Annotated in this window: 20 protein-coding genes and 1 pseudogene; 18 read left to right on the top strand and 3 right to left on the bottom strand. The window is 65.7% G+C overall.

Going from position 1 to position 21,799, the window contains the following annotated elements:
• The first annotated feature begins 89 nt into the window (after positions 1 to 89).
• The 10 genes from dctP to VAR608DRAFT_RS06800 all read left to right on the top strand — a co-directional run bounded on the left by dctP (position 90) and on the right by VAR608DRAFT_RS06800 (position 9,258).
• On the top strand, positions 90 to 1,088 hold the full coding sequence (gene dctP / locus VAR608DRAFT_RS06845; protein ID WP_197700485.1) for a TRAP transporter substrate-binding protein DctP: 999 nt from the start codon (positions 90 to 92) through the stop codon (positions 1,086 to 1,088).
• A gap of 19 nt (positions 1,089 to 1,107) precedes the next feature.
• Positions 1,108 to 1,686, top strand: a complete 579-nt coding sequence (locus VAR608DRAFT_RS06840) for a TRAP transporter small permease (RefSeq protein ID WP_088953374.1) — start codon at positions 1,108 to 1,110, stop codon at positions 1,684 to 1,686.
• Between the two features lie 33 nt (positions 1,687 to 1,719).
• Positions 1,720 to 3,024, top strand: a complete 1,305-nt coding sequence (locus VAR608DRAFT_RS06835) for a TRAP transporter large permease (RefSeq protein WP_088953373.1) — start codon at positions 1,720 to 1,722, stop codon at positions 3,022 to 3,024.
• 38 nt (positions 3,025 to 3,062) lie between these two features.
• A complete protein-coding gene (locus VAR608DRAFT_RS06830) occupies positions 3,063 to 3,983 on the top strand; it encodes an SMP-30/gluconolactonase/LRE family protein (protein ID WP_088953372.1) in 921 nt (306 codons plus the stop codon).
• Between the two features lie 116 nt (positions 3,984 to 4,099).
• Positions 4,100 to 4,918 carry an IclR family transcriptional regulator gene (locus VAR608DRAFT_RS06825; protein WP_088953371.1) on the top strand — a complete coding sequence of 273 codons (819 nt, stop codon included), beginning with the start codon at positions 4,100 to 4,102 and terminating at the stop codon, positions 4,916 to 4,918.
• Between the two features lie 3 nt (positions 4,919 to 4,921).
• Positions 4,922 to 6,217, top strand: a complete 1,296-nt coding sequence (locus tag VAR608DRAFT_RS06820; RefSeq protein ID WP_231973301.1) for an alpha-hydroxy acid oxidase — start codon at positions 4,922 to 4,924, stop codon at positions 6,215 to 6,217.
• Between the two features lie 36 nt (positions 6,218 to 6,253).
• A complete protein-coding gene (locus tag VAR608DRAFT_RS06815; protein ID WP_088953369.1) occupies positions 6,254 to 7,237 on the top strand; it encodes a Bug family tripartite tricarboxylate transporter substrate binding protein in 984 nt (327 codons plus the stop codon).
• Positions 7,238 to 7,299: 62 nt separating this feature from the next.
• Positions 7,300 to 8,175, top strand: coding sequence for a TauD/TfdA dioxygenase family protein (locus VAR608DRAFT_RS06810; protein WP_088953368.1), 876 nt, complete (start codon positions 7,300 to 7,302; stop codon positions 8,173 to 8,175).
• A gap of 23 nt (positions 8,176 to 8,198) precedes the next feature.
• Positions 8,199 to 8,924 (top strand): 4-carboxy-4-hydroxy-2-oxoadipate aldolase/oxaloacetate decarboxylase, encoded by a 726-nt coding sequence (locus tag VAR608DRAFT_RS06805; RefSeq protein ID WP_157730689.1) that lies wholly within the window; start codon positions 8,199 to 8,201, stop codon positions 8,922 to 8,924.
• A gap of 31 nt (positions 8,925 to 8,955) precedes the next feature.
• Positions 8,956 to 9,258: a hypothetical protein gene (locus VAR608DRAFT_RS06800; RefSeq protein WP_157730687.1), complete on the top strand. Its 303-nt coding sequence runs from the start codon at positions 8,956 to 8,958 to the stop codon at positions 9,256 to 9,258.
• On the opposite strand, the gene VAR608DRAFT_RS06795 is transcribed toward VAR608DRAFT_RS06800, so the two are convergent.
• Positions 9,230 to 10,000, bottom strand: coding sequence for an IclR family transcriptional regulator (locus VAR608DRAFT_RS06795; protein ID WP_231973299.1), 771 nt, complete (start codon positions 9,998 to 10,000; stop codon positions 9,230 to 9,232). The two genes, VAR608DRAFT_RS06800 and VAR608DRAFT_RS06795, sit on opposite strands and share 29 nt — an antisense overlap.
• 131 nt (positions 10,001 to 10,131) lie before the next feature.
• Here VAR608DRAFT_RS06795 and VAR608DRAFT_RS06790 point away from each other — a divergent pair, with 131 nt between their 5' ends.
• Genes VAR608DRAFT_RS06790 through VAR608DRAFT_RS06770 form a run of 5 tightly spaced genes read left to right on the top strand, consistent with a single transcriptional unit; the run spans position 10,132 to position 15,032 of the window.
• Positions 10,132 to 10,935, top strand: a complete 804-nt coding sequence (locus tag VAR608DRAFT_RS06790) for an enoyl-CoA hydratase/isomerase family protein (protein ID WP_231973297.1) — start codon at positions 10,132 to 10,134, stop codon at positions 10,933 to 10,935.
• On the top strand, positions 10,932 to 12,557 hold the full coding sequence (locus VAR608DRAFT_RS06785; protein WP_088953363.1) for an acyl-CoA mutase large subunit family protein: 1,626 nt from the start codon (positions 10,932 to 10,934) through the stop codon (positions 12,555 to 12,557). The genes VAR608DRAFT_RS06790 and VAR608DRAFT_RS06785 overlap by 4 nt, the downstream gene beginning before the upstream one ends.
• Positions 12,554 to 12,973, top strand: coding sequence for a cobalamin B12-binding domain-containing protein (locus VAR608DRAFT_RS06780; RefSeq protein WP_172843811.1), 420 nt, complete (start codon positions 12,554 to 12,556; stop codon positions 12,971 to 12,973). Before VAR608DRAFT_RS06785 ends, VAR608DRAFT_RS06780 begins: the two co-directional genes overlap by 4 nt.
• A complete protein-coding gene (locus tag VAR608DRAFT_RS06775; protein WP_088953361.1) occupies positions 12,970 to 14,097 on the top strand; it encodes a CaiB/BaiF CoA transferase family protein in 1,128 nt (375 codons plus the stop codon). Before VAR608DRAFT_RS06780 ends, VAR608DRAFT_RS06775 begins: the two co-directional genes overlap by 4 nt.
• Complete coding sequence (locus VAR608DRAFT_RS06770) at positions 14,094 to 15,032, top strand: ArgK/MeaB family GTPase (RefSeq protein ID WP_088953360.1); 939 nt, start codon at positions 14,094 to 14,096, stop codon at positions 15,030 to 15,032. The genes VAR608DRAFT_RS06775 and VAR608DRAFT_RS06770 overlap by 4 nt, the downstream gene beginning before the upstream one ends.
• Here VAR608DRAFT_RS06770 and VAR608DRAFT_RS06765 read toward each other — a convergent pair.
• Entirely contained in the window at positions 15,004 to 15,828 is an 825-nt protein-coding gene (locus tag VAR608DRAFT_RS06765; RefSeq protein ID WP_088953359.1) for a TauD/TfdA dioxygenase family protein, read from the bottom strand. The two genes, VAR608DRAFT_RS06770 and VAR608DRAFT_RS06765, sit on opposite strands and share 29 nt — an antisense overlap.
• A 68-nt stretch (positions 15,829 to 15,896) precedes the next feature.
• On the opposite strand from VAR608DRAFT_RS06765, the pseudogene VAR608DRAFT_RS37850 reads away from it, so the two are divergent.
• From VAR608DRAFT_RS37850 to VAR608DRAFT_RS06750, 3 genes and pseudogenes are all read left to right on the top strand, one after another.
• Positions 15,897 to 16,139: pseudogene (locus tag VAR608DRAFT_RS37850) on the top strand (LysR family transcriptional regulator); the annotation flags it as partial.
• A gap of 155 nt (positions 16,140 to 16,294) precedes the next feature.
• On the top strand, positions 16,295 to 16,849 hold the full coding sequence (locus tag VAR608DRAFT_RS37845) for a LysR substrate-binding domain-containing protein (RefSeq protein WP_157730686.1): 555 nt from the start codon (positions 16,295 to 16,297) through the stop codon (positions 16,847 to 16,849).
• A 246-nt stretch (positions 16,850 to 17,095) separates the two neighbouring features.
• Complete coding sequence (locus VAR608DRAFT_RS06750) at positions 17,096 to 17,998, top strand: tripartite tricarboxylate transporter substrate binding protein (protein ID WP_231973295.1); 903 nt, start codon at positions 17,096 to 17,098, stop codon at positions 17,996 to 17,998.
• On the opposite strand, the gene VAR608DRAFT_RS06745 is transcribed toward VAR608DRAFT_RS06750, so the two are convergent.
• Complete coding sequence (locus VAR608DRAFT_RS06745) at positions 17,995 to 21,552, bottom strand: indolepyruvate ferredoxin oxidoreductase family protein (protein ID WP_088958654.1); 3,558 nt, start codon at positions 21,550 to 21,552, stop codon at positions 17,995 to 17,997. The two genes, VAR608DRAFT_RS06750 and VAR608DRAFT_RS06745, sit on opposite strands and share 4 nt — an antisense overlap.
• Positions 21,553 to 21,799 lie beyond the last annotated feature (247 nt).

Raw genomic sequence — 21,799 nt, 5'->3', positions numbered from 1 at the left:
ACGCATCTTTCGCGAGCGAAGTGGCACGACTAACGTTGACCCGACCTCGGAGCCATCGCTCCGGGGCGCGGAACAACACGGAGACAGTCATGCAAATTCTCAAGCGCCTGAAGGCGTACTCCCGCGCATCGACGCTGATCGCAGCCGCCGCATTCATCTCGGTGTCTGCGGTTGCGGCGGAGACTTGGCGCGCGTATACCTACAACGCCGTCGCGACGGTGACGGCGGTCAAGGGCCTCAACGCCATGCTCGAGGCGATCAAGAAGGAGACCGACGGCCAGCTCAGCGTGCGCCTCAACCTCGGCGGGACGCTGCCCATTTCCGCAACCAACATCACGCAGGCAGTAAGCGACAACGTGGTCCAGATGGGCGATGACGCGTTCTTCGTGGGCAGCGTGCCGATCGGCGGCGTCGTGCGCCTGCCGATGTTGCTGCGCAGCCGCGCCGAATTCGACAAGGCGTGGGATGTCGAGGCGCCTTTCCTGCGCGCCGAGTACGACAAGCGCAACGTGGTGCTGCTGGGGCGCTACATCTTTCCCGAGAACGTGATGTGGTCCAAGAAGAAGCTCACTTCGCTGGCGGACGTGGCGGGGCAGAAGATCCGCGTCGTCTCGCCGGAGCAGGCCGAGTTCATCAAGCTGCTCGGCGGGATTCCCGTCACGCTCGGGACGTCGGAAGTCGCTGCGGCGATCGATCGCGGCGTCATCGATGGCGTGCTGACCGCGACCTCCGGCTACGGCTACGTCTGGCGCGACCTGCTCAAGTACAGCTGGCGACTTAACGTGAGCTACGTCGACTCGCTCATCCTCGTGAACAAAGGCGCTTGGGAGAAGCTGCCGCAAGACACGCGCGCCAAGGTGCAGGCCATCGTCGACGAGCACACGCGGCAGACGACCGCCGCCATGGCCGCGGAGGACCAGGAGCTGACCCGCAAGCTCGCGGCGGACGGCATGGTCATCACCGAACCGTCGGCCGCGGACCTCTCGGAAGCCGAGAAGCGAATCACCCCGTATTGGAAGGAGTGGGGCAGCAAGAAGCCGGAGGCGGACGAAGCGCTGAAGAAGGTCCGCGCCGCCACCGGCCGCTGATCGAGCGGGGAGAGTTCGATTGGATGCGAAATTCAACCCTGCCGTGAAGACCGAGGTGCTGGCCGAGGTGCTGGAGCTGCACAGCCCCGATGCCGACGAGTTCTGTCCGCACGAAGACCTGCCCGCACGCCTCGCGCGCTGGTGCGTGCAGGCGATCGTCGTCGCGCTGATCGCCATGATGGGCATCGAGATGCTGGTGCGCTCGGCCTTCGGCTGGTCGATCCAGGTGAGCAACGAGATCGGCGGCTATGCGCTGATCGCGATCACCTTCCTGTCGCCCGCCTCGGGACTCCTGCTGCACGCTTTCCATCGTGTGCATTTCCTCGACCAGCGCGTCGGCCGTGTGGCACAGGCGCGTTTGCGCCTGGTCTTCAACTTCGCCGCGGCTGTGGTGACGACGGTCCTGCTGGTCGAGATGGTCCGCTTCGAATGGCTGACCTGGAATTCCGGCGATGTCGCCGCAACCACGCTGATGACGCCGCTGTGGATTCCGCGACTGGCAATGCCCGTGGGGACGGCGCTCCTGCTGTGGGCGCTCCTGAGGACGCTCGCCGGGGACTGGCGCCGCCTGCGCGCGGCCTCGGCGGCGCGCGCCTGACGCTTCAACAACCCGAACACAAAGGAGTTCGCCATGGGCGGCGACTATCAGATCGTCTTCATCTTCATCCTGTTCATCGGGTTGCTCGGGGTGGGCATGTCCGTGCCCTTCGCCATCCTGCTGCCGGGCGTGCTCTACCTCTACCTGCAGGGCGGAGTGGGAGCGCTGCATGGGCTCGGGCTGGCGAGCTGGGGCAGCATGGACAGCTACACGCTGACCGCGATTCCGCTCTTCGTGCTGATGGCCGAGATGCTGCAGACCAGCGGCCTCGGCCGACGCGTCTATGGCGGGCTCTCGTGCCTGGTGCGCCGGGTGCCGGGCGGTCTGCTGCAGACCAACATCGCCGGCTGCGCGATGTTCGCGGCCATGAGCGGCTCGAGCATCGCCACGGCGGCATCGATTGGGCAGGTGGCGTTGCCGCAGCTTCGCTCGCGCAACTACGACCCACGGATGGCCAGTGGGACGCTCGCGGCGGGCGGCACGCTCGGCGTGCTGCTGCCGCCCTCGATCGCGATGATCGTCTACGCCACCTTCACGGAAACCTCGGTGGTCAAGCTCTTCATCGCCGGGGTCGCGCCGGGACTCCTGCTCACGCTCATGTTCATGGTCTATATTGCGATCGCAGCGCTCATGCGCCCGGAGATCGCCCCGCCTGATCGCGGCGAGCTCACGCTTCATATGGCGATGCGCGCCGTGGGAGACATCCTCCCTTTCATGGCGCTGATCGTGGCCGTGCTCGGCGCGATCTACGCCGGCATCGCGACGCCGACGGAGGCCGCCGCGGCGGGCTGCATCTTCGCGGTGGTCCTCGCCAGGCTCTTCGGGAAGCTGACGTGGCGCGACTTCGTGGGCTGCCTGAAGCGCTCCACGCTCGTGGTGAGCAACATCCTCTTCATCACCTATGCCGCATTCATATTCGCCTACGCGATGAGCTTCGCGGGCGTGGGCGAGGAGATCACGAAGTTCATCATCGGGCTGAACCTGAGCAAGCTCGAGTTCTTCATCGCGCTGCTGGTCCTTTTCACCGCGCTGGGCGCGGTGGTCGAGAGCCTCGGGATGGTCGTCATCACCGTTCCCTTGCTGTACCCGATGCTGGCGAGCTATGGCATCGATCCGGTGTGGTTCGGGATCATCGTGGTGCTCTTCATCGAGATGGGCCAGATCACGCCGCCGATCGGCATCAACCTGTTCGTGATCCAGAGCATCTCGCGCGGGAAGCTCTCGGACGTGGTCCTGGGCACCGTGCCCTTCCACCTGTTGATGTTCCTGCTCCTGCTGCTGCTCGTGATCTGGCCCGAGCTCGCCCTCTGGCTCCCCGGGCAGATCACTGGAAAGTGACCCCTTCAGTTCATCGCCTCACAAATCAGGACATGACCATGTTTGCACCTCCCGAGAGACTGAAGGCCGAGGTCTTCGCGCGCATCCCCGAGAAGTTCCACGCGCATGGAAAGAGCGAATGGGTGCGAACTCAGCTCCACGGCGCGCCGGCACCGGTCTTCATTGAAGGGCCCTCTTTCGATCGCGACGGCAACCTCTGGATCGTCGACATTCCGTGGGGGCGGATCTTCCGCATCGACCCGCGCGGCGGTGTCGAGCTCGTCGTGCAGTACGACGGCGAGCCCAACGGACTCAAGTTCCACCCTGACGGACGCGCCTTCATCGCCGACTACCGGCGGGGCATCATGGTGCTGGACCCGCGAACAGGGCGCTTCGAGCCGCATCTGGAGCGCGCGCGCCTGGAAGGCTTCAAGGGATGCAACGACCTGTTCTTTGCATCCAACGGCGATCTCTACTTCACGGACCAGGGACAGACAGGGCTCCACGACCCCACCGGCCGGCTGTTCCGGCTCAGGCCGTCGGGCCAGCTCGACCTGGTGCTTGCCGGCATCCCGAGTCCGAACGGACTCGTGATGAATCTCGATGAGACGGCGGTGTACCTCGCCGTGACGCGTGACAACGCGATCTGGCGCGTGCCGCTCATGCATGACGGCACGGCGACCAAGGTGGGTGCGTACATCCGCATGAGCGGCGGGGGCGGTCCGGACGGCATCGCGCTCGACGAAGCCGGCGGGCTGGCGGTGTGCCATGTCGGCTTCGGCGCCGTATGGCTCTTCAGCCCGAAGGGCGAGCCGCTCTTGCGCATCGATGCACCCGACGGCGGCCTCTATACGACGAACTGCGCCTATGGCGGGCCCGACGGCCGGACGCTGCACATGCTCGAATCGCGCAGCGGCACCGTGTTCACTGCGAGGGTGCCGGTTGCGGGACGCCCCATGTACTCGCATGCGAAAGTCTGAGCTCCCCGCACCACCGCGCGTGTGTCTTTCCTGGTGAGATGGCCGTCCCGCCCTCCGAACGATGGGGGCGGGGATTCACCATAGGCGGACAGGAAGGGAATGCTGACAATTCCGCCATGAGTCAAGATTCCCCAACGCTGCAACGCCCGGCGCGCACCGGCGGCTCTGACCGCGCAGGAACCCAGAGCCTGGGGCGTGGCATCAAGCTCATGCGAATGATCGCCACCCGCCCCGGCTTCGGGTGGCGCCTGTCGGATCTGTCCGCGGCTTGCCAGCAGGACAAGGCCACGGTGCATCGCATGCTCGCGTGCCTGGTGGAGGAGCGCCTCGTCGAACAGCGCACTTCGGACAAGCACTATGTCCCCGGCCCGCTCATGTACGAACTGGGCTTCGCGCTGCCCGAGCGCGTGCAGTACCAGCATTGCGTCGAGTCCGTCGTGCAGGGACTCGCCCGGCAAATGGGCGGCATCGGCGTGATGCTGCTGCGAAGCGGCAATGAATACGTTTGCACGATCCGCGCCGGAACGCTCCCGCTCACGGGAATGATGGTGTATGCGGGCACCCGCCGTCCGCTCTTCACGTCGGTGGGTGGCGTTGCGATTCTTCAGACGCTTCCGCCCGAAGAGGTTCGCGAGGTGCTGCTGGACAACGTCGCGCAGGAGATCGCGCGCCGGGGCACCGCGCGCCTCGAAGCGCTTCAGAAGATGCGGGAGCGGTCCGACCGGCATGGCTTCGGCGTCAACCTGGGCGATGTCGTGCCGGGTGTCCATGCCTTCGCGGCGCCGGTGCGCGACGGCAAGGGTGATGCGTTCGCAGCGGTTTGCCTGATGGGGACCGGCGATCTCTATGGCGAAGAGCGGGCGGGCGAGATTCGCGGCGTGTTGTTCGCTGCGGCGGATGCGCTGGCCGCCGACGCTCACAAGTTCAATATGTGAAACATGCTGAAGGCCGGGCCTTCGCCTGACCGAAGGCGAGGCTTAAGGTTGTGGCGGTCCTCGATTCGCCACACCATGAACATTCAATCCGCTGTGAACCTGGAAGACTTGCGACGCCTCGCGCGCCGAAAGCTTCCGCGCATTGCCTTCGACTTCATCGACGGCGGCTCCGACGACGAACTCTGCCTGCACCGCAATCGTGAGGCCTTCGAACGTCATCGCCTGGTGCCGCGCTATCTGCGCGACGTGACACGGCGCGACCAGTCGGTCGCGCTCTTCGGGCGAACCTACGCGAGCCCGATCGGCATCTCGCCCACGGGCCTCGCGGGACTGTTCCGCCCGGACGCGGACCTGATGCTTGCCGAGGCGGCGCGCGAGGCGAACGTGCCCTTCCTGTTGTCGAGCGCGGCCAACGCTGCGCTCGAAGACGCTATCCGCGTCGCGCCGGAGCATGTGTGGTTCCAGATGTACTGCACGAGCGACGAGCGCATCAACGCGGATCTGGTGGAGCGTGCGCGCAAGGCGAAGATCGGCGTGCTCGTGGTGTCGGTGGACGTTCCGGTCAACTCGAACCGCGAGCGCAACCGCCGCAACGGCTTCTCGCGTCCCTTCCGGATGACGACCGGCGTCGCCCTTGAAGCGCTGGGGCATCCGGCGTGGGTGTTGCGCTATCTGCGCACGGGCGGGATTCCGATGATGCGCAACTGGAAGCCCTATGCGCGCGAGGGCGCCACGGCAGGCGAAGTCGCCGACATGTACGGCACGCTGACGCCGGCGCCGATGGTGACCTGGGCGCACCTGAAGCGTATCCGCAGCGCCTGGTCCGGACCGCTTGTTGTCAAGGGGCTGCTTCATCCGGACGATGCGCGAGAGGCGGCGCAACTCGGCGCGGACGGCATCGTGATCTCCAACCACGGCGGACGCCAGCTCGACGCCGCGCCCGCACCGCTCGAAATGCTGCCCGAGATCCGCGCCGCCGTCGGCAAGGACGTGCAGCTCATCCTCGACAGCGGCGTGCGCCGTGGATCGGATGTCGTGATCGCCCGCTGCCTCGGAGCGCAGTCGGCGATCTTCGGCAGGCCCACGCTGTTCGGGGTCGCCGCGGGCGGACGGGCCGGCGCAAGCCGCGCGCTGCAGATCATGCGCAACGAGATCGACATGGTCATGGCGCAGATCGGTTGCGCATCGCTCTCCGATCTCGGGCCGGGGTATCTCATGTCGCAGCAGCCCGGTCCTGCGATCGGAAGTTCAACGGATGAAACAACGCTGCCGCGGAAGTCGCAACCGGCGACGGTCTGAGGCTAAGGTCGCTATCGAAGAAAAGGAGACAGCACCATGACGTCCATCTTCCGCCGTCGCATGCTTGCCTTGCTGGCGGCCTTTGCCCTTGCGCCCCGGGTCGCGCCGCCCGCGCACGCCGAGGGAGCCGCGGCTTGGCCAAGCCGGCCGGTCAAGATCATCGTGGCCTACCCGGCGGGGCAGAGCACCGACATCGCGACGCGCTACTTCGCAGAGAAGCTGACGCACGCCTTCGGCCAGACCTTCTTCGTCGAGAACCGGGTCGGTGCCTCCGGCAATATCGGCACCGCCTTCGCGGCGCGCGCGACGCCCGACGGTTACACGCTGCTGATGGGCGCCTCGGGCACGCACGCGATGAATCCGGCGCTCTACGCCAACCCGGGCTTCGATGCCGAGAAGGACTTCGACCCCATTGCACTGACCGCGTTGATTCCGTTCGCGATCTCCACATCGTCGAACGCTTCGGTCAGTTCGATGAGCGAGTTGATCGCCATGGCGAAAAGCAAACCGGACAAGGTGGACGCCGCGCTTCCGAGCGTGACGGCCCAGCTCGTGTTCGAGATGCTGCGCCAGCGCGACGTGCCGTTGTATGCCATCAACTTCAAGGGCTCGGGTGAGGCGATGGCCGCTGTCCTGGGAGGGCACGTGCAAGTGCTGATCGATACCGTGGCAGCCACACGCACCCAGATGCCTCGAATCAGGCCACTGGCGGTGACCACCGCGACGCCGGTGGTGTCGATGCCGGGGGTGAAGACGACCGCCGAGCAGGGCCTGCCCAACTTCACCATCGCCGCCTGGAACGTCCTGATGGTTCCGCGCGGCGTGCCTGCCGAGATCCAGAGCCGGCTGGCGGCCGAGATGCGCAAGATCCTCGATCTGCCGGAGACCCAGAAGGCGCTCGCGGACCTGGGCTTCGAACGTGCGCCGAGCCTTGCGGGGAATGAACTCGCGAGCTGGCTGCGCGAAGAGCGCCGCAACTATGCCTCGGTCATCCAGGCAGCGCACATGCGCGCCGAATAGCAGGGCTTTCGCGCGTCCCGATTCTTGTCACGAAGGCCCATTCCAAGGGCAGAGGAACTCACATGAGCATTCAGACTACGCCACTGCATTCAGACTATGCCGTCGAGGTGCATGCCTCGATCATGGACATCGTCGACGACCTGGACGCGATCGCGGAGATCAAGGCGATCTGGCATCGATCGCCGGTCATGATCTTCCGGCGGCAGTCGCTGGACGAGGCCGAACTTGTGCGCTTCACCGAGCGCTTCGGCCTGTGCGAGACCAGCGGCCGCAAGGACATTCAGTCGCCGTATCACGAGCAGATCATCTACTTCAGCACGCTCAAGTACTCGGATGGCCGCTTCGTCGGCGGGTTCGCCGGCGGGGAGGACGTCGACTGGCACTCGGACCAGACTTTCCAGGTACGGCCGGCGACCGGCGCACTGCTCTACGGCACGGAAGTGCCGCGCGACGGTGGTGACATCTACTGGTCCAATCAGTACGGCGCGTGGGACCTGCTGCCCGAGGACGTCCGCCGTCTGATCGACGGCCGTGTCGGCGTCTACCGCTATGCCAAGCGCTACGCGATGCTCAATGCGACCGAACTTCGCGACAAGGCGAAGGCCAATGCGATGCTGAGCCTGCCCGATGCCCGTCACCCCGTGGTCCTGACACATCCGCGCACCGGTCGCAAGGCGCTCTATGCCGACCAGACGACGCTGATCGAGATCGAGGGCCTGTCGAAGGAGGAGAACGAACGCGTTCTGCCGATCCTGTTCGCGACCGGTGGAGATCCCTCGCTGGTCTATCGGCACAAGGTCCACAACGGCGACGTGATGATTTGGGACAACGGATGCACGCTCCACCGGCGCGATGTGATGAGCATCGACCAGCCGCGCCTGATGAAGCGGACCACCTTCCGTCTCTCGCCCAGCGAGCATTGCGTTCCGCACGCGTGAACCCTTTTGAAAGACAAGCAAGCATGAGTTCAAAGGTCTATCTGAAGGTGCGCCGTGTCGCGCAGGACTTGGTCGAGCGCGCGCGTGAAGTCTCCGTCGCCGACATCCACGAGGCGATGGGGCCTCAGGGGCGAAGCGCCCTCATGGGTGCGCGCATGCGGCCTATCCGCGAAGGCCAGCCCAAGATCGCGGGCCCTGCCGTGACCGCGCAATGCTGGCCCGGGGACAACCTCATGATGCATCGCGCCCTCTATCTGGCCCAGCCGGGCGATGTGCTCGTGGTCGTCTGCCAGGCGGAACTCTCGGGCGCGCAGTGGGGTGACATGGCCGGGCGCTACGCAAAGCAGAAGGGACTTGCGGGCGTGGTCGTGCAAGGTTGCGTGCGCGATGTGGACCAGTTGCGGGAGATCGGCCTGCCGGTGTGGTCCACGCACATCTGGCCCATCCATCCCGACAAGTCGGGTCACGGTCTCGTGAATGCGCCGGTGGTGTGCGAAGGCGCGTTGGTCCGGCCGGGCGACCTGATCGTGGCCGACAGCGATGCAGTGGTCTGCGTGCCGCGCGACGGCGCAGCGGGCGTGCTCGACGCCGCGCAGGCGCGCATGCACAAGGAAGACGCAGGCGCGGAAAGGGTTCGCGCGGGCACGTCGGTGTGGGAGCTCAGCGGTGCGGCCGAGAGCTATGCCCGTCTCGCCGGCGTAGAGGAGATCGATGCCGCCTTTGACGATGGTGCCCTCGCTGCGCGCTAGTCCGGGCGATGCGGCACCGCCGCATCGTTCGATGGATCGCGTTCAACTGAGGGCAGTCAAGCGCGCACGCCGAAAAGCGGTGCGCGTCCAGGATTGCGAAGCGCTCGCCGCTTGCGCGATCTCCCTACTGGAGCGGTCGATCGCATGCGGTCACCGGCGCCTCGCCGTACTTCGCCTGCACGATGCCGCGGAGAAGGGCGCCGCCCTGACGACCCAGCACGTGGCTTACTGCGAGCAGGTAGCCAAGTCGGCGGACGAACCGGAACTGAAAGCGTTGGTCCGGCGCTCGCGCCAGTTGCTGAAGGTCAGGACCGCATCCACTGGCGCTCGATGAAGCTCGTCGTGGCGAGCAGCAGCTGGGCGCACTCCAGCACGCTGCTTTCCATGCGGTGGCGCGGCCCTGCAATGGCAATGGCGAGCGTCTCGGCGTTGAGCGTCAGCGACGACGCCACAGCCCACACGTCGACCACGTTCTCGCCGCGCGTGACGAAATAGCCTCGACGGCGACCGTCGAGAACGTCATTCGCCAGATCATCGGGCGTGGTCAGCGTGCTCCCGGTGATGGCCGGCAGCTGCAGGCCCGCCACCTGTTGGCGCAACTCCGCCTCCTTCAGGCTGCCGAGCAATGCCTTGCCGATCGAGCTCGAATGCAGCGGCTTGAATTCGCCCGGCTTCGCCGTGTAGCGGATGGCATGCGGACCTTCGATGACCTGCAGGTAGATCACCGCGTTGCCCTGGCGCTTGCCAAGGATGATGGTCTCGCGCGATGCATCGCGCAGGCGCTCCAGCAGCGGGACGACGCGATCCATGAACGGGTCGTGCTCATGGATCTCGCGCGTCACATCGAAGAAGCGCCGCGTCGGATAGAGCGCGCGCGGGCGCGTGAGCGAGTAGAGATAGCCGCGCGCCGTCAGCGTGCCGACGATCGCGTGGCAACTGCTCTTGGGAATGCCGGCGGCCTCGGCAAGGTCGGTCAGCGACAGCGGCTTCTGGTGCCGGTGGAAAACCTCCAGGATGTCGAGCACGCGCTCCACGGCGGTGACTGCCGCTGCCGACCCGCCTGCTCGCGCCTGCACGGTTTCAGTTTGTTCGGTATTTCGAACATCGTGCTCCAAGCTTGCCTCTTGTGGTTCCATTCGTGGTGGTTTGTTCAGCGGGTCGAACTTGTGTTCTTCCTCGGGAAGGATGGCAAATCTAGCATCGCCGCATGACGACGACAACCATGGAGAAACCCCGCGTCGCAAGCACTCTGCGCGTGGAAGAACAGGCACCCGGCGTGGTTCGCGTGACCATCGACCGGGCCGAAAAACACAACGCGCTTGCGCGACCCGTGTTGGCCGAGCTGGGTGATGCGATCCGGTCGGCCGGCGAACGGAGCGACCTCAGATTCATCCTTCTGACCGGCGCTGGTGAACGCTACTTCGCGGCCGGCGGCGACCTGAAGGATCTCGCGAGCGTTCGCGATGTCCAGGCCACCGAGGCGATGATGGACGAGGCCGGTGCTGCACTCGATGCGATCCGCCGCTGTCCGGTGCCCGTCATCGCCCACCTCAACGGTGACGCGATCGGCGGTGGCGCCGAGCTGGCGCTGGCCTGCGACATGCGGCTGCAGGCCTCGCATGCGCGCATCGGCTTCATCCAGGCCAAGCTGGCGATCACCTCTGCATGGGGCGGTGGCCCGGACCTCTTCCGCCTCGTCGGGCCCGCGCGCGCGCTTCGCATGATGGCGCGATGCGAGCTGGTTGATGCGGTGCTTGCGCTGTCGTGGGGCTTGGCCGATGCAGTCATCGACCAGGGCCTGGACGGCTCTGACATGGCCGACTTCCTTCGGCCACTCTTGACGTGTCCGCCGCAGGTTCTCCGCGGCATCAAGGCCCAGGCCATCGCGGCGCGTGCGGGCGATGGATGGAACGCCCAGCGCCTCGTCGAAAGGGACCATCTCGTGCGCACCTGGCTGCACGAGGACCACTGGACCGCTTCCGAAAAACTGCTGTCGAAGAGCACACGATGAACATGCGAGACAACGCGTTCCAGGCCCTCCCCGCGGAGCCCGATCTGGGGCCGCTCAGCCGCACGGGAATTCCCGTTCCAACCAGCGTCGACGCGAGCGCCGTTCGCCCCGAGAAGATCGGGCGGCCGGGCGAGTATCCGTTCACGCGGGGAATCTTTCCCGATGGTTTCCAGGGGCGGCTATGGACCATCCGCCAGTACTCCGGCTTCGGCACAGCCGAGGAATCCAACGAGCGCTACAAATTCCTTCTCGAGCAGGGACAGACAGGCTTGTCGGTCGCGCTGGACCTTCCGACGCAGTGCGGCTACGACCCCACGCATCCGATGGCGCGTCCCGAGATCGGCAAGGTCGGCGTGTCGCTGTCGAACCTGAGCGAAGCCGAGATCCTCTTCAATGGACTGGACCTCTCTCGCATCTCCACGTCGTTCACCATCAACGGCACGGCGGCGATCGTCTATGCGATGTACCTCGCTGTGGCCGACAAGCAGGGCGTGCCGCGCGCGAAGCTGACGGGCACGATCCAGAACGACATCCTGAAGGAATACGTCGCGCGCGGAACGTGGATCTTCCCGGTGCGTCCGTCGATGCGCCTGATTGCGGACTCGATCCTCTATTCCAATGACACGACACCGCGCTTCAACCCCATCAGCATTGCCGGCGCGCATGTGCGTGATGCCGGTGCGACCGCGGCGGAGGAGATGGCCTACACGCTGGCCAACGGCCTCGCCTACGTAGAGGAGCTTCGGCGCCGCGGCGGCGACGTCGAGAAGTTCGCCAAGCGCCTCTCGTTCTTCTTCTACGTGCACATGGACTTCTTCGACGAGATCGCGAAGTTCCGTGCAGGCCGGCGCCTTTGGGCGCGCTTCTTGAAGGAACGCTACGGCGTCAAGGATCCGAAGGCGCAGCACTTCCGCTTTGGCGTGGTGTGCGGCGGCTCTTCGCTGGTGGCGCCCCAGCCCTACAACAACGTGGTGCGCGTGGCGGTGGAAACGATGGCAGCGGTGTTCGGCGGCGCGCAATCGATCTTCACCTGCGCGTTCGACGAAGCATTCCAGATCCCGACGGAGTTTTCCGCGGAACTCGCGGTGCGAACGCAACAGATGATCGCCTACGAGTCCGGCATCGCGCGCAGCGTCGATCCGCTCGGCGGCAGCTACTTCCTGGAGCAGCACACCGATCGCATGGAGGAGATGATCCTTGGGATCATGGGAGAGATCGACGCCTATGGCGGTGTGATCCCAGCAATCGAAGACGGATGGATCCAGCTTCGCCTCGCCGAGCGCGGACTCGAGCGCAAGCTCGATACCGATGCAGGCCGCCACGCCATCATCGGCCAGAACTTCTTCCGCAAGCAGGACGAGCAGATCGGCGTCGGCGATGTCTTCACGCTCGACTCCACTGTCGCGCAGCGCGCGCTCGAGAAGTTCCAGCGTGTGATGGATACGCGCAGCCAGACGGCCGTCGATGCGGCCCTGGCGAAGCTTGCGGTCGCAGCCGCCAAGGACGACGAGAACGTCATGCCCTACCTCGTCGACTGCTGCCATGCCTACGCCACCGTCGGGGAGATGGTCGCCTGCCTCAAGAAGGAATGGGGCGAATTCAAGGAGCCCGTGAAGCTATGAACCATGTGAAGGAAGTCCGGCCGCTGGCCGGAAGGCGCATCCTCATCGGAAAGCCGGGCCTGGACGGCCATGACATCGGCGCGAAGATCGTCGCCCTGACGCTTCGCGATGCCGGCGCCGAAGTCATCTACACCGGCCTGCGGCGAAGCCCGGGCCAGATTGCGCAGGTCGCGGTGGACGAGGGCGTCGATGCGGTGGGGCTCAGCATCCTGTCGGGCAGCCACAAGGAGCTTGTTGCCGACGTCATTGCCGAGCTGCGGAATCTGGATGCGGAAAGCATCAAGGTGTTCGTCGGCGGGACCATTCCCGGCGAAGATCACTCCGCCTTGCACGAACTCGGCGTGCTCGCGGTATTTACGGCGGACATGACCCTCGACTCGGTGGTCTCGCTCATGGTCGAGAGGCTTGCAGCATGAGCGGACCGCTGGCCGGTATTCGCGTGATCGAGGTGGGGCATATGCTGGCCGGGCCCTTCTGCGGGCTGCTGCTGGCGGACATGGGTGCCGAGGTCATCAAGATCGAACCGCCAGAAGGGGACATCGGGCGCCGGGTGAGTCCGCATTCCATCGGTCCGCACAACGCGTATTTCGCGAGCCTCAATCGCAACAAGAAAAGCATCGTGCTCGACCTGGCGGGTGCGGAAGGGCGCGCACAGCTCGAATCCATTGCCGCCGACGCGCATGCGCTGGTTACCAATTTGCGTCCCTCGGCGATCAAGAAACTGCGGCTGACCTACGAGGGCCTTCGGGACTGCAATCCGAAGCTCGTCTGCGTCGCGCTCACAGGCTACGGGCTGGACGGCCCCTATGCCGAGAGCCCAGCCTACGACTACGTGATCCAGGCCGTGACAGGCGTCATGTCGCTGACCGGCGAACCCGATGCGCCGCCGACTAAGGCCGGCTACTCGGCAGTGGACAACTCCGCCGGCATGGCCGCCGCGATGGCGCTGCTCGCGAAGATCGTCGAGGGCCGTGGCGGACAGGTGGATGTGGCGATGTACGACGTGATGATGTCGCAGCTCAACTACCTCGCGGGCGCGACGCTCAATGCGGGAGAAGTGGCGCAGCGGTTCGCGAACTCCTCGCATCCGTACATGGTGCCGGCGCAGATCTTTCCGACGCGGGACGGCTGGCTCACGCTCTTCATCACCCATGACAAGTTCTGGCAGAAGTTCTGCCGCGAGGTCGGCAGGCCTGAATGGGAGCATGACTCCAGCTTCGCGACCATGGACAGCAGACGCCGCAACCGCGCCGAAGTCCTGGCCGCCATTGGCGAAGTGTTGCTTGCTGAAACTGCTGCCGCGTGGGTGCGCCGCCTCGCGCCGCTGGGCCTGGTGGTTTCCGAAGTGGGCACGCTCGCCGAGGCCCTGGAGAGCGACCTCGCGCGATCGCGGGGCCTGATCGTGCCGCTTGGCGGAAGCGATAGCGGGCTGCGCGCGGTCGCCAGTCCTGTGCGTTTCAGCGGGTACGTCCCGAAGTACGGACTGCCGCCCCTGCTCGACGAGCACCACGACCAGATCGCCTCTGGAGCGCCCGCATGACCGAGCGCCGGCCGCTGGATCGGCAGGGTCTCGGGCGCGCATTGACCGCACTGGCGAATGCGAGCGCGGGCGCGGCGATGGATACGTCTGACGACACCGGCGGCTGGCACGCGCGTCGCATCGGCATCACGGGCGCGCCCGGCGCGGGGAAGAGCACCCTCTGCGGGAACCTTGCGCTGCACCGGCTGCCGCGAGGACGCGTGGGCGTGCTCGCCGTCGATCCGAGCAGTCCGAAGTCCGGCGGCGCGATCCTTGGCGATCGCGTCCGGATGGATGAGCTGCCCGGAAGCGCGGAGCTGTTCATTCGCTCCATCGCCTCACGGTCCACCACCGACGGCCTGTCGGACAACCTTCCGGAGATGCTCGATCTGATGGACCGATACCGGTTCGACGAAGTGCTTCTCGAAACCGTTGGCGTGGGGCAGGCGGAATACGCGGTGCGGCAACAGGTCGACACGCTGGTGCTGGTGCTGCTGCCCGAGAGCGGCGACGTGGTGCAGGCGATGAAGGCGGGCATCATGGAAATGGCCGACATCTTCGTCGTCAACAAGTCCGACCTTCAGGGCGCGCAGAAGATGGCGACCGACATCAAGCGGATCGCCGCGATCACCCCGCGCCCCGCGACTGCCTGGCGGCCACCCGTGCTGCTGGTTTCGTCATCGAAGGCGGAATCCGTGGCCGTGCTCTCCGCGGAAATCGATCGCCACCAGCAATGGCTGGCAAGCACGGATGCGGCCGCGGGCCTGCGGCGCAATCGGGCGCGCTATCGCCTGCGGCGCCTGCTGGAGCGACGCATCGCAGAGGTGGTCGCGAAACTGGATGCCGACCAACTCGATGCGCCGATGGATGTTCTGCTGCGGCATTCGATCGAGAGTCTCTGCGCAGAGGCGTTCCACCCGACGGGTCCTAGCAAGGCTTCGTCCCCGCGAGCGTGATCCGCTGCATGACGCGACGGAAGCCGTGGTAGTCGTTCACCGGGTTGTGCATCGTCGCGCGGTTGTCCCAGAAGGCAATGGATTCCGGCTGCCAGATGAAACGGCAGGTGAAATCCGGTTTGACCTGATGCTCGAACAGGAAGCGCAAGAGAGGGGCGCTTTCGTCCTCGGTCAGGCCTTCGATTCCCACCGTGTGGGCGACGTTGACGTACAACGCCTTCTCGCCCGTTTCCGGGTGTGTACGCACGATGGGGTGGCTCGCCGTGTAGTCTTTGGAGGAAGCGCCCTGGCCGTCGGTCCTGATGCGGTCCTCCCGCGTCTTGGACACGTCCGCCTTGGCCGAACTGGAGATGCCCTTCAGACCTTCCAGCAGGCGCTTCATCGTGTCCGAGAGGCCCCGATAGGCCGCCGCCTGGTTGGCGAACATCGTGTCGCCGCCATACGGTGGGATCTCCTTGGACATGAGCAGCGTGCCCATGGGCGGCTCTTCGAGATAGGTGGTGTCGGAGTGCCACACGCCGCCGAAATTGATTCGTTCATGTTCGAGCTTCTTCACTTCGATGATCTCGCGAAACCCGTCGATGCCTTTCACGAACGGATATTCGATCGGGTTGCCGAACGCGCGTGCAAACTGCAGGAACTGCGCCGGGTCGAGAGCCTGGCGATGGAAGAAGATGACCTTGTGCGTCAGGAGCGCTTCGCGCACCAGCGCGGCGGTCGATTCGGTGAGTGGCTGCCGCAGGTCGATGCCTGAGATTTCAGCGCCCAGAGCACCTGCGACGCGTTTGACGTTCATGCGGATTCCTTGATGGGTTGTTCTGACAGAGAGGCGGTCACGCGAACCTCTCTCCCGGGCCAGGCGAGATGCTAGGCTTGCGGCTCCTGCACAACAAATCAAATAATCTGAACGATTATTCAAATCCGGAGATGAAGATCAACTTCAAGGTGCTGTCCACCTTTCTTGCAGTCGCGGAGAACGCGAGCTTCAGTAAGGCAGCCGAGCAGACGCATCTGTCGCTCCCGGCGGTGAGCATGCAGGTCAAGCAGCTCGAGGAGCGACTGGGTGTCGCCTTGTTTCAACGGACGACCCGCAAGGTGGAACTCACGCGCGAAGGCGAAGCGTTGATGATCAGCACCCGCAAGGCGATCGCCGAGTTGGACTCGTCGCTCGCGCGCATTCAGATGGCGGCGAAGGCGCAGCAGGGCCATCTGTCCTTCGCCTGCGTGCCGACCGTCGCCGGCAGCGCCTGCCCGGATTGCTGGTGGAATTCGCGCGGTGCTATCCCGGCATCTCGGTTCGGGTGCGTGAACTCGCGCAACCTGAATTGCTGGAGGCGGTGCGACGACGTGACGTTGACTTCGGAATCGGCCCCGTGCCTGATCGACTCGGCGAGCTGGAAGCTCAACCGCTTTTCGATGATCCCTATGTCGCGTTGGTGCCGGGTGACCATCCGGCAGCCGGCAGGTCGGGCATCTCCCTGCGCGCGCTGGCCAAATTGCCGCTGCTGACCTTGGGTCCGTCGCAGTTCCACCGTCATCTCATGATGGCCATGCAGCAACAGAGCCTCGCTCCCCAGCTCAGCTATGAATTCACGAGCGTGAACACCATGGTGGCCATGGCGGAGGCGGGGCTGGGAATCGCGGTGCTGCCGAGTGTCGCGGTGCCGCGTGGAACTGTGCTGACGCAGCTTCGCGTCATTCGTCCGGCAATGCTGCGCACGATCGCGGTCGTCACGATCCGTGGACACACCGCGTCTCCCTCCGCGGCGCGCTTCATCTCCATGTGCGACTTGCTGACGCCGAGGACAGCCCGTTGAGTACCTGAGTGCCACCATGAGGGTTTCCCGCAGCCGGATGTTCCGCATTTCGAACATCCGCCGGCGGCTTTTGCGAAGGACGCAAATTGCGTTCTCCTTGTTCAGAGGATCGAACGAAGACCGTTCCTTCCAGCGGCGAGCGAACCTAGCATCGCGCCAGCAAGAACAAAGGAGACATCGGACATGTGGATCACCATCAAGAGACTGCTCGGCTTCGCATTGATCTTCTCGTTCGCGATCGTGGGAATGGCCCAGAGCTTTCCGGATCGGCCGGTCAAGATCCTGGTGCCGCAGGCGCCGGGTGGCGCGTCGGATGCGCTCGCGCGAATCATGGCGCAGAAGCTGTCGGATAAGTGGGGCCGGCCCGTCGTGGTCGACAACCGTGCCGGCGCGGGCGGCAACGTGGGCATGGAAGTCGTGGCGACCTCTCCCCCTGACGGCTACACGTTGTTGATGAGCTATGTGGGCACGCATGCGATCAACGGTGCGCTTTACAAGAAGCTGCCCTTCGATCCGGAACGTGACTTCGCGCCGGTCGCGACGTTGGCGACCTTGCCCTTCGTGATCGTCGTTCGTCCCGATGCGCCGTTCAAGACGGTTCCAGAATTGGTGGCGGCCGCGAAAAATGGCCGCTTGACATACGGGTCCGGCGGCAACGGATCTGTCAATCATCTCCTCGGCGAGATGTTCAATTCGGCAGCGAACGTGAAGCTGATTCATGTGCCGTATCGGGGTGCCGCCCCCGCGATGCAGGACCTGCTCGGCGGGCAGATCGATCTTGTCTTCACCAGCCTGCCCTCGGTGGCCGGCGCGATCAAGCAGGGGGCGCTGCGGCCGATCGCGGTGACCAGTGCGAAGCGCGCGCGTGCGTTCCCCGACGTCCCGACGATCGCCGAGGCCGGCTTGTCCGAATTTGATGTCAATCCGTGGTTCGGTCTGTTCGCTCCAGGCAAGACGCCCGCACCTGTGATCCGGAAGATCAATGCGGATGTCAATGCGCTGCTCAAGGACCCGGACGTGATCGGCAAGTTCGAAGCGCAGGGCGCGGAGGCCCTCGCCACCGACCCTGGGCAATTCCGGAAGCTGCTCGCGTCAGACATCGTGAAGTGGGGGCGGGTGGTCGAGGCTTCCGGGGCGAGGGTGGACTAGGCGGCACCTACTCGGGCGAGCGCGGCGACCGGGAGCGGCGACACCTTCCGTGCCTCCAGGTCTTTCGCCAGGGTCGCCCATCGGACACGCGCCGCCACGAGGTTTTCCTCCTTTACATGGCCGAAACCGCTGATTTGTTCGGGCAGCTTCGCCAGTGCGAGCGCGGTGTTGAAGTCGACTTCGCCAAGCGCCGCGACGATGGAATCGATCTGTGCGACATAGTCGACGATGAGCTGCCGCTCCCTGCGCCGCTCTGCGGTGCGTCCGAACGGGTCCAGGGCCGTGCCGCGCAGGCGACGCAGGGGCACCAGCAGCCGCAGCGCCTTGAGCATCCACGGGCCGAATTCTGACTTCAACGGCCTGCCCTCGGCATCGCGTCGGCCGAGGATCGGCGGTGCCATCTGGAAGTGCACCGTGGGCCGGCCCTCGAAGGCCTGGCCCAGCCGTTCGAGGAAGCGCCCGTCGGTGTAGAGGCGGGCCACTTCGTACTCGTCTTTGTAGGCCATGAGCTTGTAGAGATTCGTGGCCACGGCCCTTGCGAGCTGCTGGCCGCCGCGCACGCGCTGCTCGGCCTCGCGCACGCGCCCGACCACGTCGGCGTAGCGCTTGGCATAGGCTGCGTCCTGGTAGGCGGTGAGTTGCGTCACCCGATCCGCCACCAGCGCATCGAGGCTCCCGCGGGTCGCGGGCTTGTGCAGCATCACGGGCTGCGCCGGCATGGATTGGCGTTGCACACCGGGCAGATCCAGGGCCGCCTTCCGTCCCCAAAGGAAGGCCGTCTGATTGGCCTCGACCCCGACGCCGTTCAGCGCGATGGCTCGGTTCAGCGCGCCGGCCGACACCGGCACCTGGCCCTTCTGATAGGCGAATCCAAGCAGGAAGAGATTGGCCGCGATCGCATCGCCCATCAATCGCGTGGCCAGCGTCGTCGCATCGAGGAACTCGGCATGGCCGCCCACGGACTCGGCGATCAGCGCGCGCACCGTGTCGGCCGGATACTGCCAGTCGGGCTGCTGTGCAAAGTGCCCCGTGGGTTGCTCGAAGGTGTTGACCAGCGCGAAGGTCCGACCGGGCTGCATGCGCGCGATCGCGTCGGGTGCACCCGCCGTCAGCATGTCGCAGCCGAGGATCAGGTCGGCCTCGCCCGTCGGAATCCGCTGCGCCTTCAGGAGCGACGCTTCGCGAGCCACGCGCACATGCGAGGTGACCGAGCCGTTCTTTTGGGACATGCCGGTCATGTCGAGCACGCTGACGCCTTTGCCTTCCAGATGCGCGGCCATGCCGATCAGCGCGCCGATGGTGATCACGCCGGTGCCGCCGATGCCGGTGATGAGGATGTTGTGCATCGTGTCGAGCGTCGGCATCGCAGGCTCGGGCAGTGTCTCCTGCGCGATCGCAGCCTTCACCGGCACGAGGCGGCGCGGCTTCACGCCCTCGACGGTCACGAAGCTTGGGCAGAAGCCCTTCAGGCAGGACTCGTCCGCGTTGCAGGCACTCTGGTCGACCTTGCGCTTGAGCCCGTACTCGGTCGGCTGCGGCAGCAGCGCCGTGCAGTTGGACTGCTCACCGCAATCGCCGCAGCCTTCGCAGACCTCCTCGTTGATGAAGACGCGGCGTGCTGCCTGCGGAAACTCGCCCTTCTTGCGCCGGCGGCGCTTCTCGGCCGCGCAGACCTGGTCGTAGATCAGGACCGATACGCCCTCGAAGCCGCGCAGATCCCGCTGCACGGCGTCCATCTCGTCACGATGGTGCACGGTCAGCCGGAAGCCTTCGTGGTCCGGTGGAAGGCCAGCGCGTGCGCGCCAGCGGGTGGGGTCGTCGGCGACCAGCGCGATGCGGCGCACGCCTTCGGCCGCGAGTTGATGGGCGATGCGCGGAACGGTCAACGGCCCATCGACCGGCTGGCCGCCGGTCATCGCGACCGCGTCGTTGTAGAGGATCTTGTAGGTGATGTTGACCCCGGCCGCGACGGCCGCGCGGATCGCCATCGAGCCCGAGTGGTAGTAGGTGCCGTCACCCAGGTTGGCAAAGACGTGCTTGCGTTTCGAGAACCACGCCTGCCCGAGCCATGGCGCGCCTTCGCCGCCCATGTGCGTGGTCGTGCGGTTGTGCTGGGGATAGATCGCGGTCGCCATCACATGGCAGCCGATCCCCGCGAGCGCGAGGCTGCCATCGGGAACCTTGGTGGATGTGTTGTGCGGACAGCCGGAGCAATACCACGCAGGCCGGGACGGGGTCGCCTGCGCCTTGGCCAGCACGGCATCCTTCGCGTCCAGGATCGCGAGGCGCGTGCGAATGCGATCGCTCGTGTGGAAGCGCGCGATGCGCCCGGCGATGACGCGTGCGATCTGCGCGACCGAGAAGTCGGCCGTCGCCGGCAGCAGCCAGCGGCCGCGCGGATGCGCCCCCCATTCGCCTTCCTCGTCGAACTTGCCGATCACGCGCGGGCGCACATCCTCGCGCCAGTTGTAGAGCTGCTCCTTGAGCTGGTACTCGACGATCTGGCGCTTTTCCTCGACGACGAGGATCTCCTCCAGCCCGTCTGCGAAATCGCGGACGGAGTCGGGCTCCAGCGGCCAGGGCATCGACACCTTGAAGAGGCGCAATCCGATGCGCGCGGCTTCGTCTTCATCGATGCCCAGTTCCTCCAGCGCTTCGAGCACATCGCGGTATGACTTGCCCGAAGCAACAATGCCGAGACGCGCTCGGGGCGCGTCGATAGTGATGCGGTTCAGTTTGTTGGCACGCACGTAGGCGATCGCGGCGTAGATCTTCGCGTCCTGCATGAGCGCCTCCTGCTTGCGCGCCTGCACGCCGAGCGTGTCGGTCGACAGGCGCGCATGCACGCCGCCGGGTGGTAGCTGGAAATCGTCCGGCGGTACGCAGCGCACCGCGAGCGCGTCGGCGGCGATGGAACTGGACGATTCGACTGTGTCCGCCAGTGCCTTGAACCCGACCGGCAGGCCCGCGTAGCGCGACATCGCAAAGCCATGCAGACCAAGCTCGATGTATTCCTCCACGCTCTGCGGATAGAGCATCGGGATCATCGAAGCCGCGAACAGGTGGTCGCTCTGGTTGGGCAGCGTAGATGAATAGGCGCCATGGTCGTCGCCCGCGACCAGCAGGATGCCACCGTGGGGCGACGTGCCCGCGTGGCTCATGTGCTTAAACACGTCGCCGCAGCGATCCACGCCCGGCGCCTTGCCGTACCACATGGCAAAGACGCCATCGACGCTGGACTCGCCGGTGAGCTGAACCTGCTGGGTGCCCCATACGGCAGTGGCGGCCAGCTCCTCGTTCACGCCGGGAAGGAACTTGACCGCGTTGGCGTCGAGTTCCGGCTGCGCCTTCCAGAGCGCCTCATCGAGTCCGCCCAGCGGCGAGCCGCGATAGCCGGAGACGAAACCCGCGGTGTTCAGCCCGGCAGCCTGGTCGCGCCATCGCTGCACGAGCATCAGGCGCACCAGCGCCTGCACGCCGCTGAGGTAGATACGGCCGGACGTAGCCCGGTACTTGTCGTCCAGCGAGACGCTGGCCAGATCGTGGGATGGCATGAGCATGGTCTCCGGGTAGGAACCTTCAAGGTCCGCGTGGCCGCGGGTAAGTGGCTTGGCGGGGTAGGGGCGCCGCGCACGGGTGAGCGCGTGGCACCCAAGGGATTGGGGAGGCAAAGAGAGAAATGGTGCGACGGTCGGTCCTACGCCTCCTTTTCTTCATGCCGGCGGTCCTCGGCCGGCATCACCTCGTGATGTCTGGCCCGCGCGGGGGCTTCTTCATGGCCGGGCGAAGCCGGCTTTCTCG

Origin of the sequence: Variovorax sp. HW608, from assembly GCF_900090195.1 — a bacterium.
GTDB lineage: Bacteria > Pseudomonadota > Gammaproteobacteria > Burkholderiales > Burkholderiaceae_C > Variovorax.
This window is presented reverse-complemented; position numbering and strand designations above follow the sequence as displayed.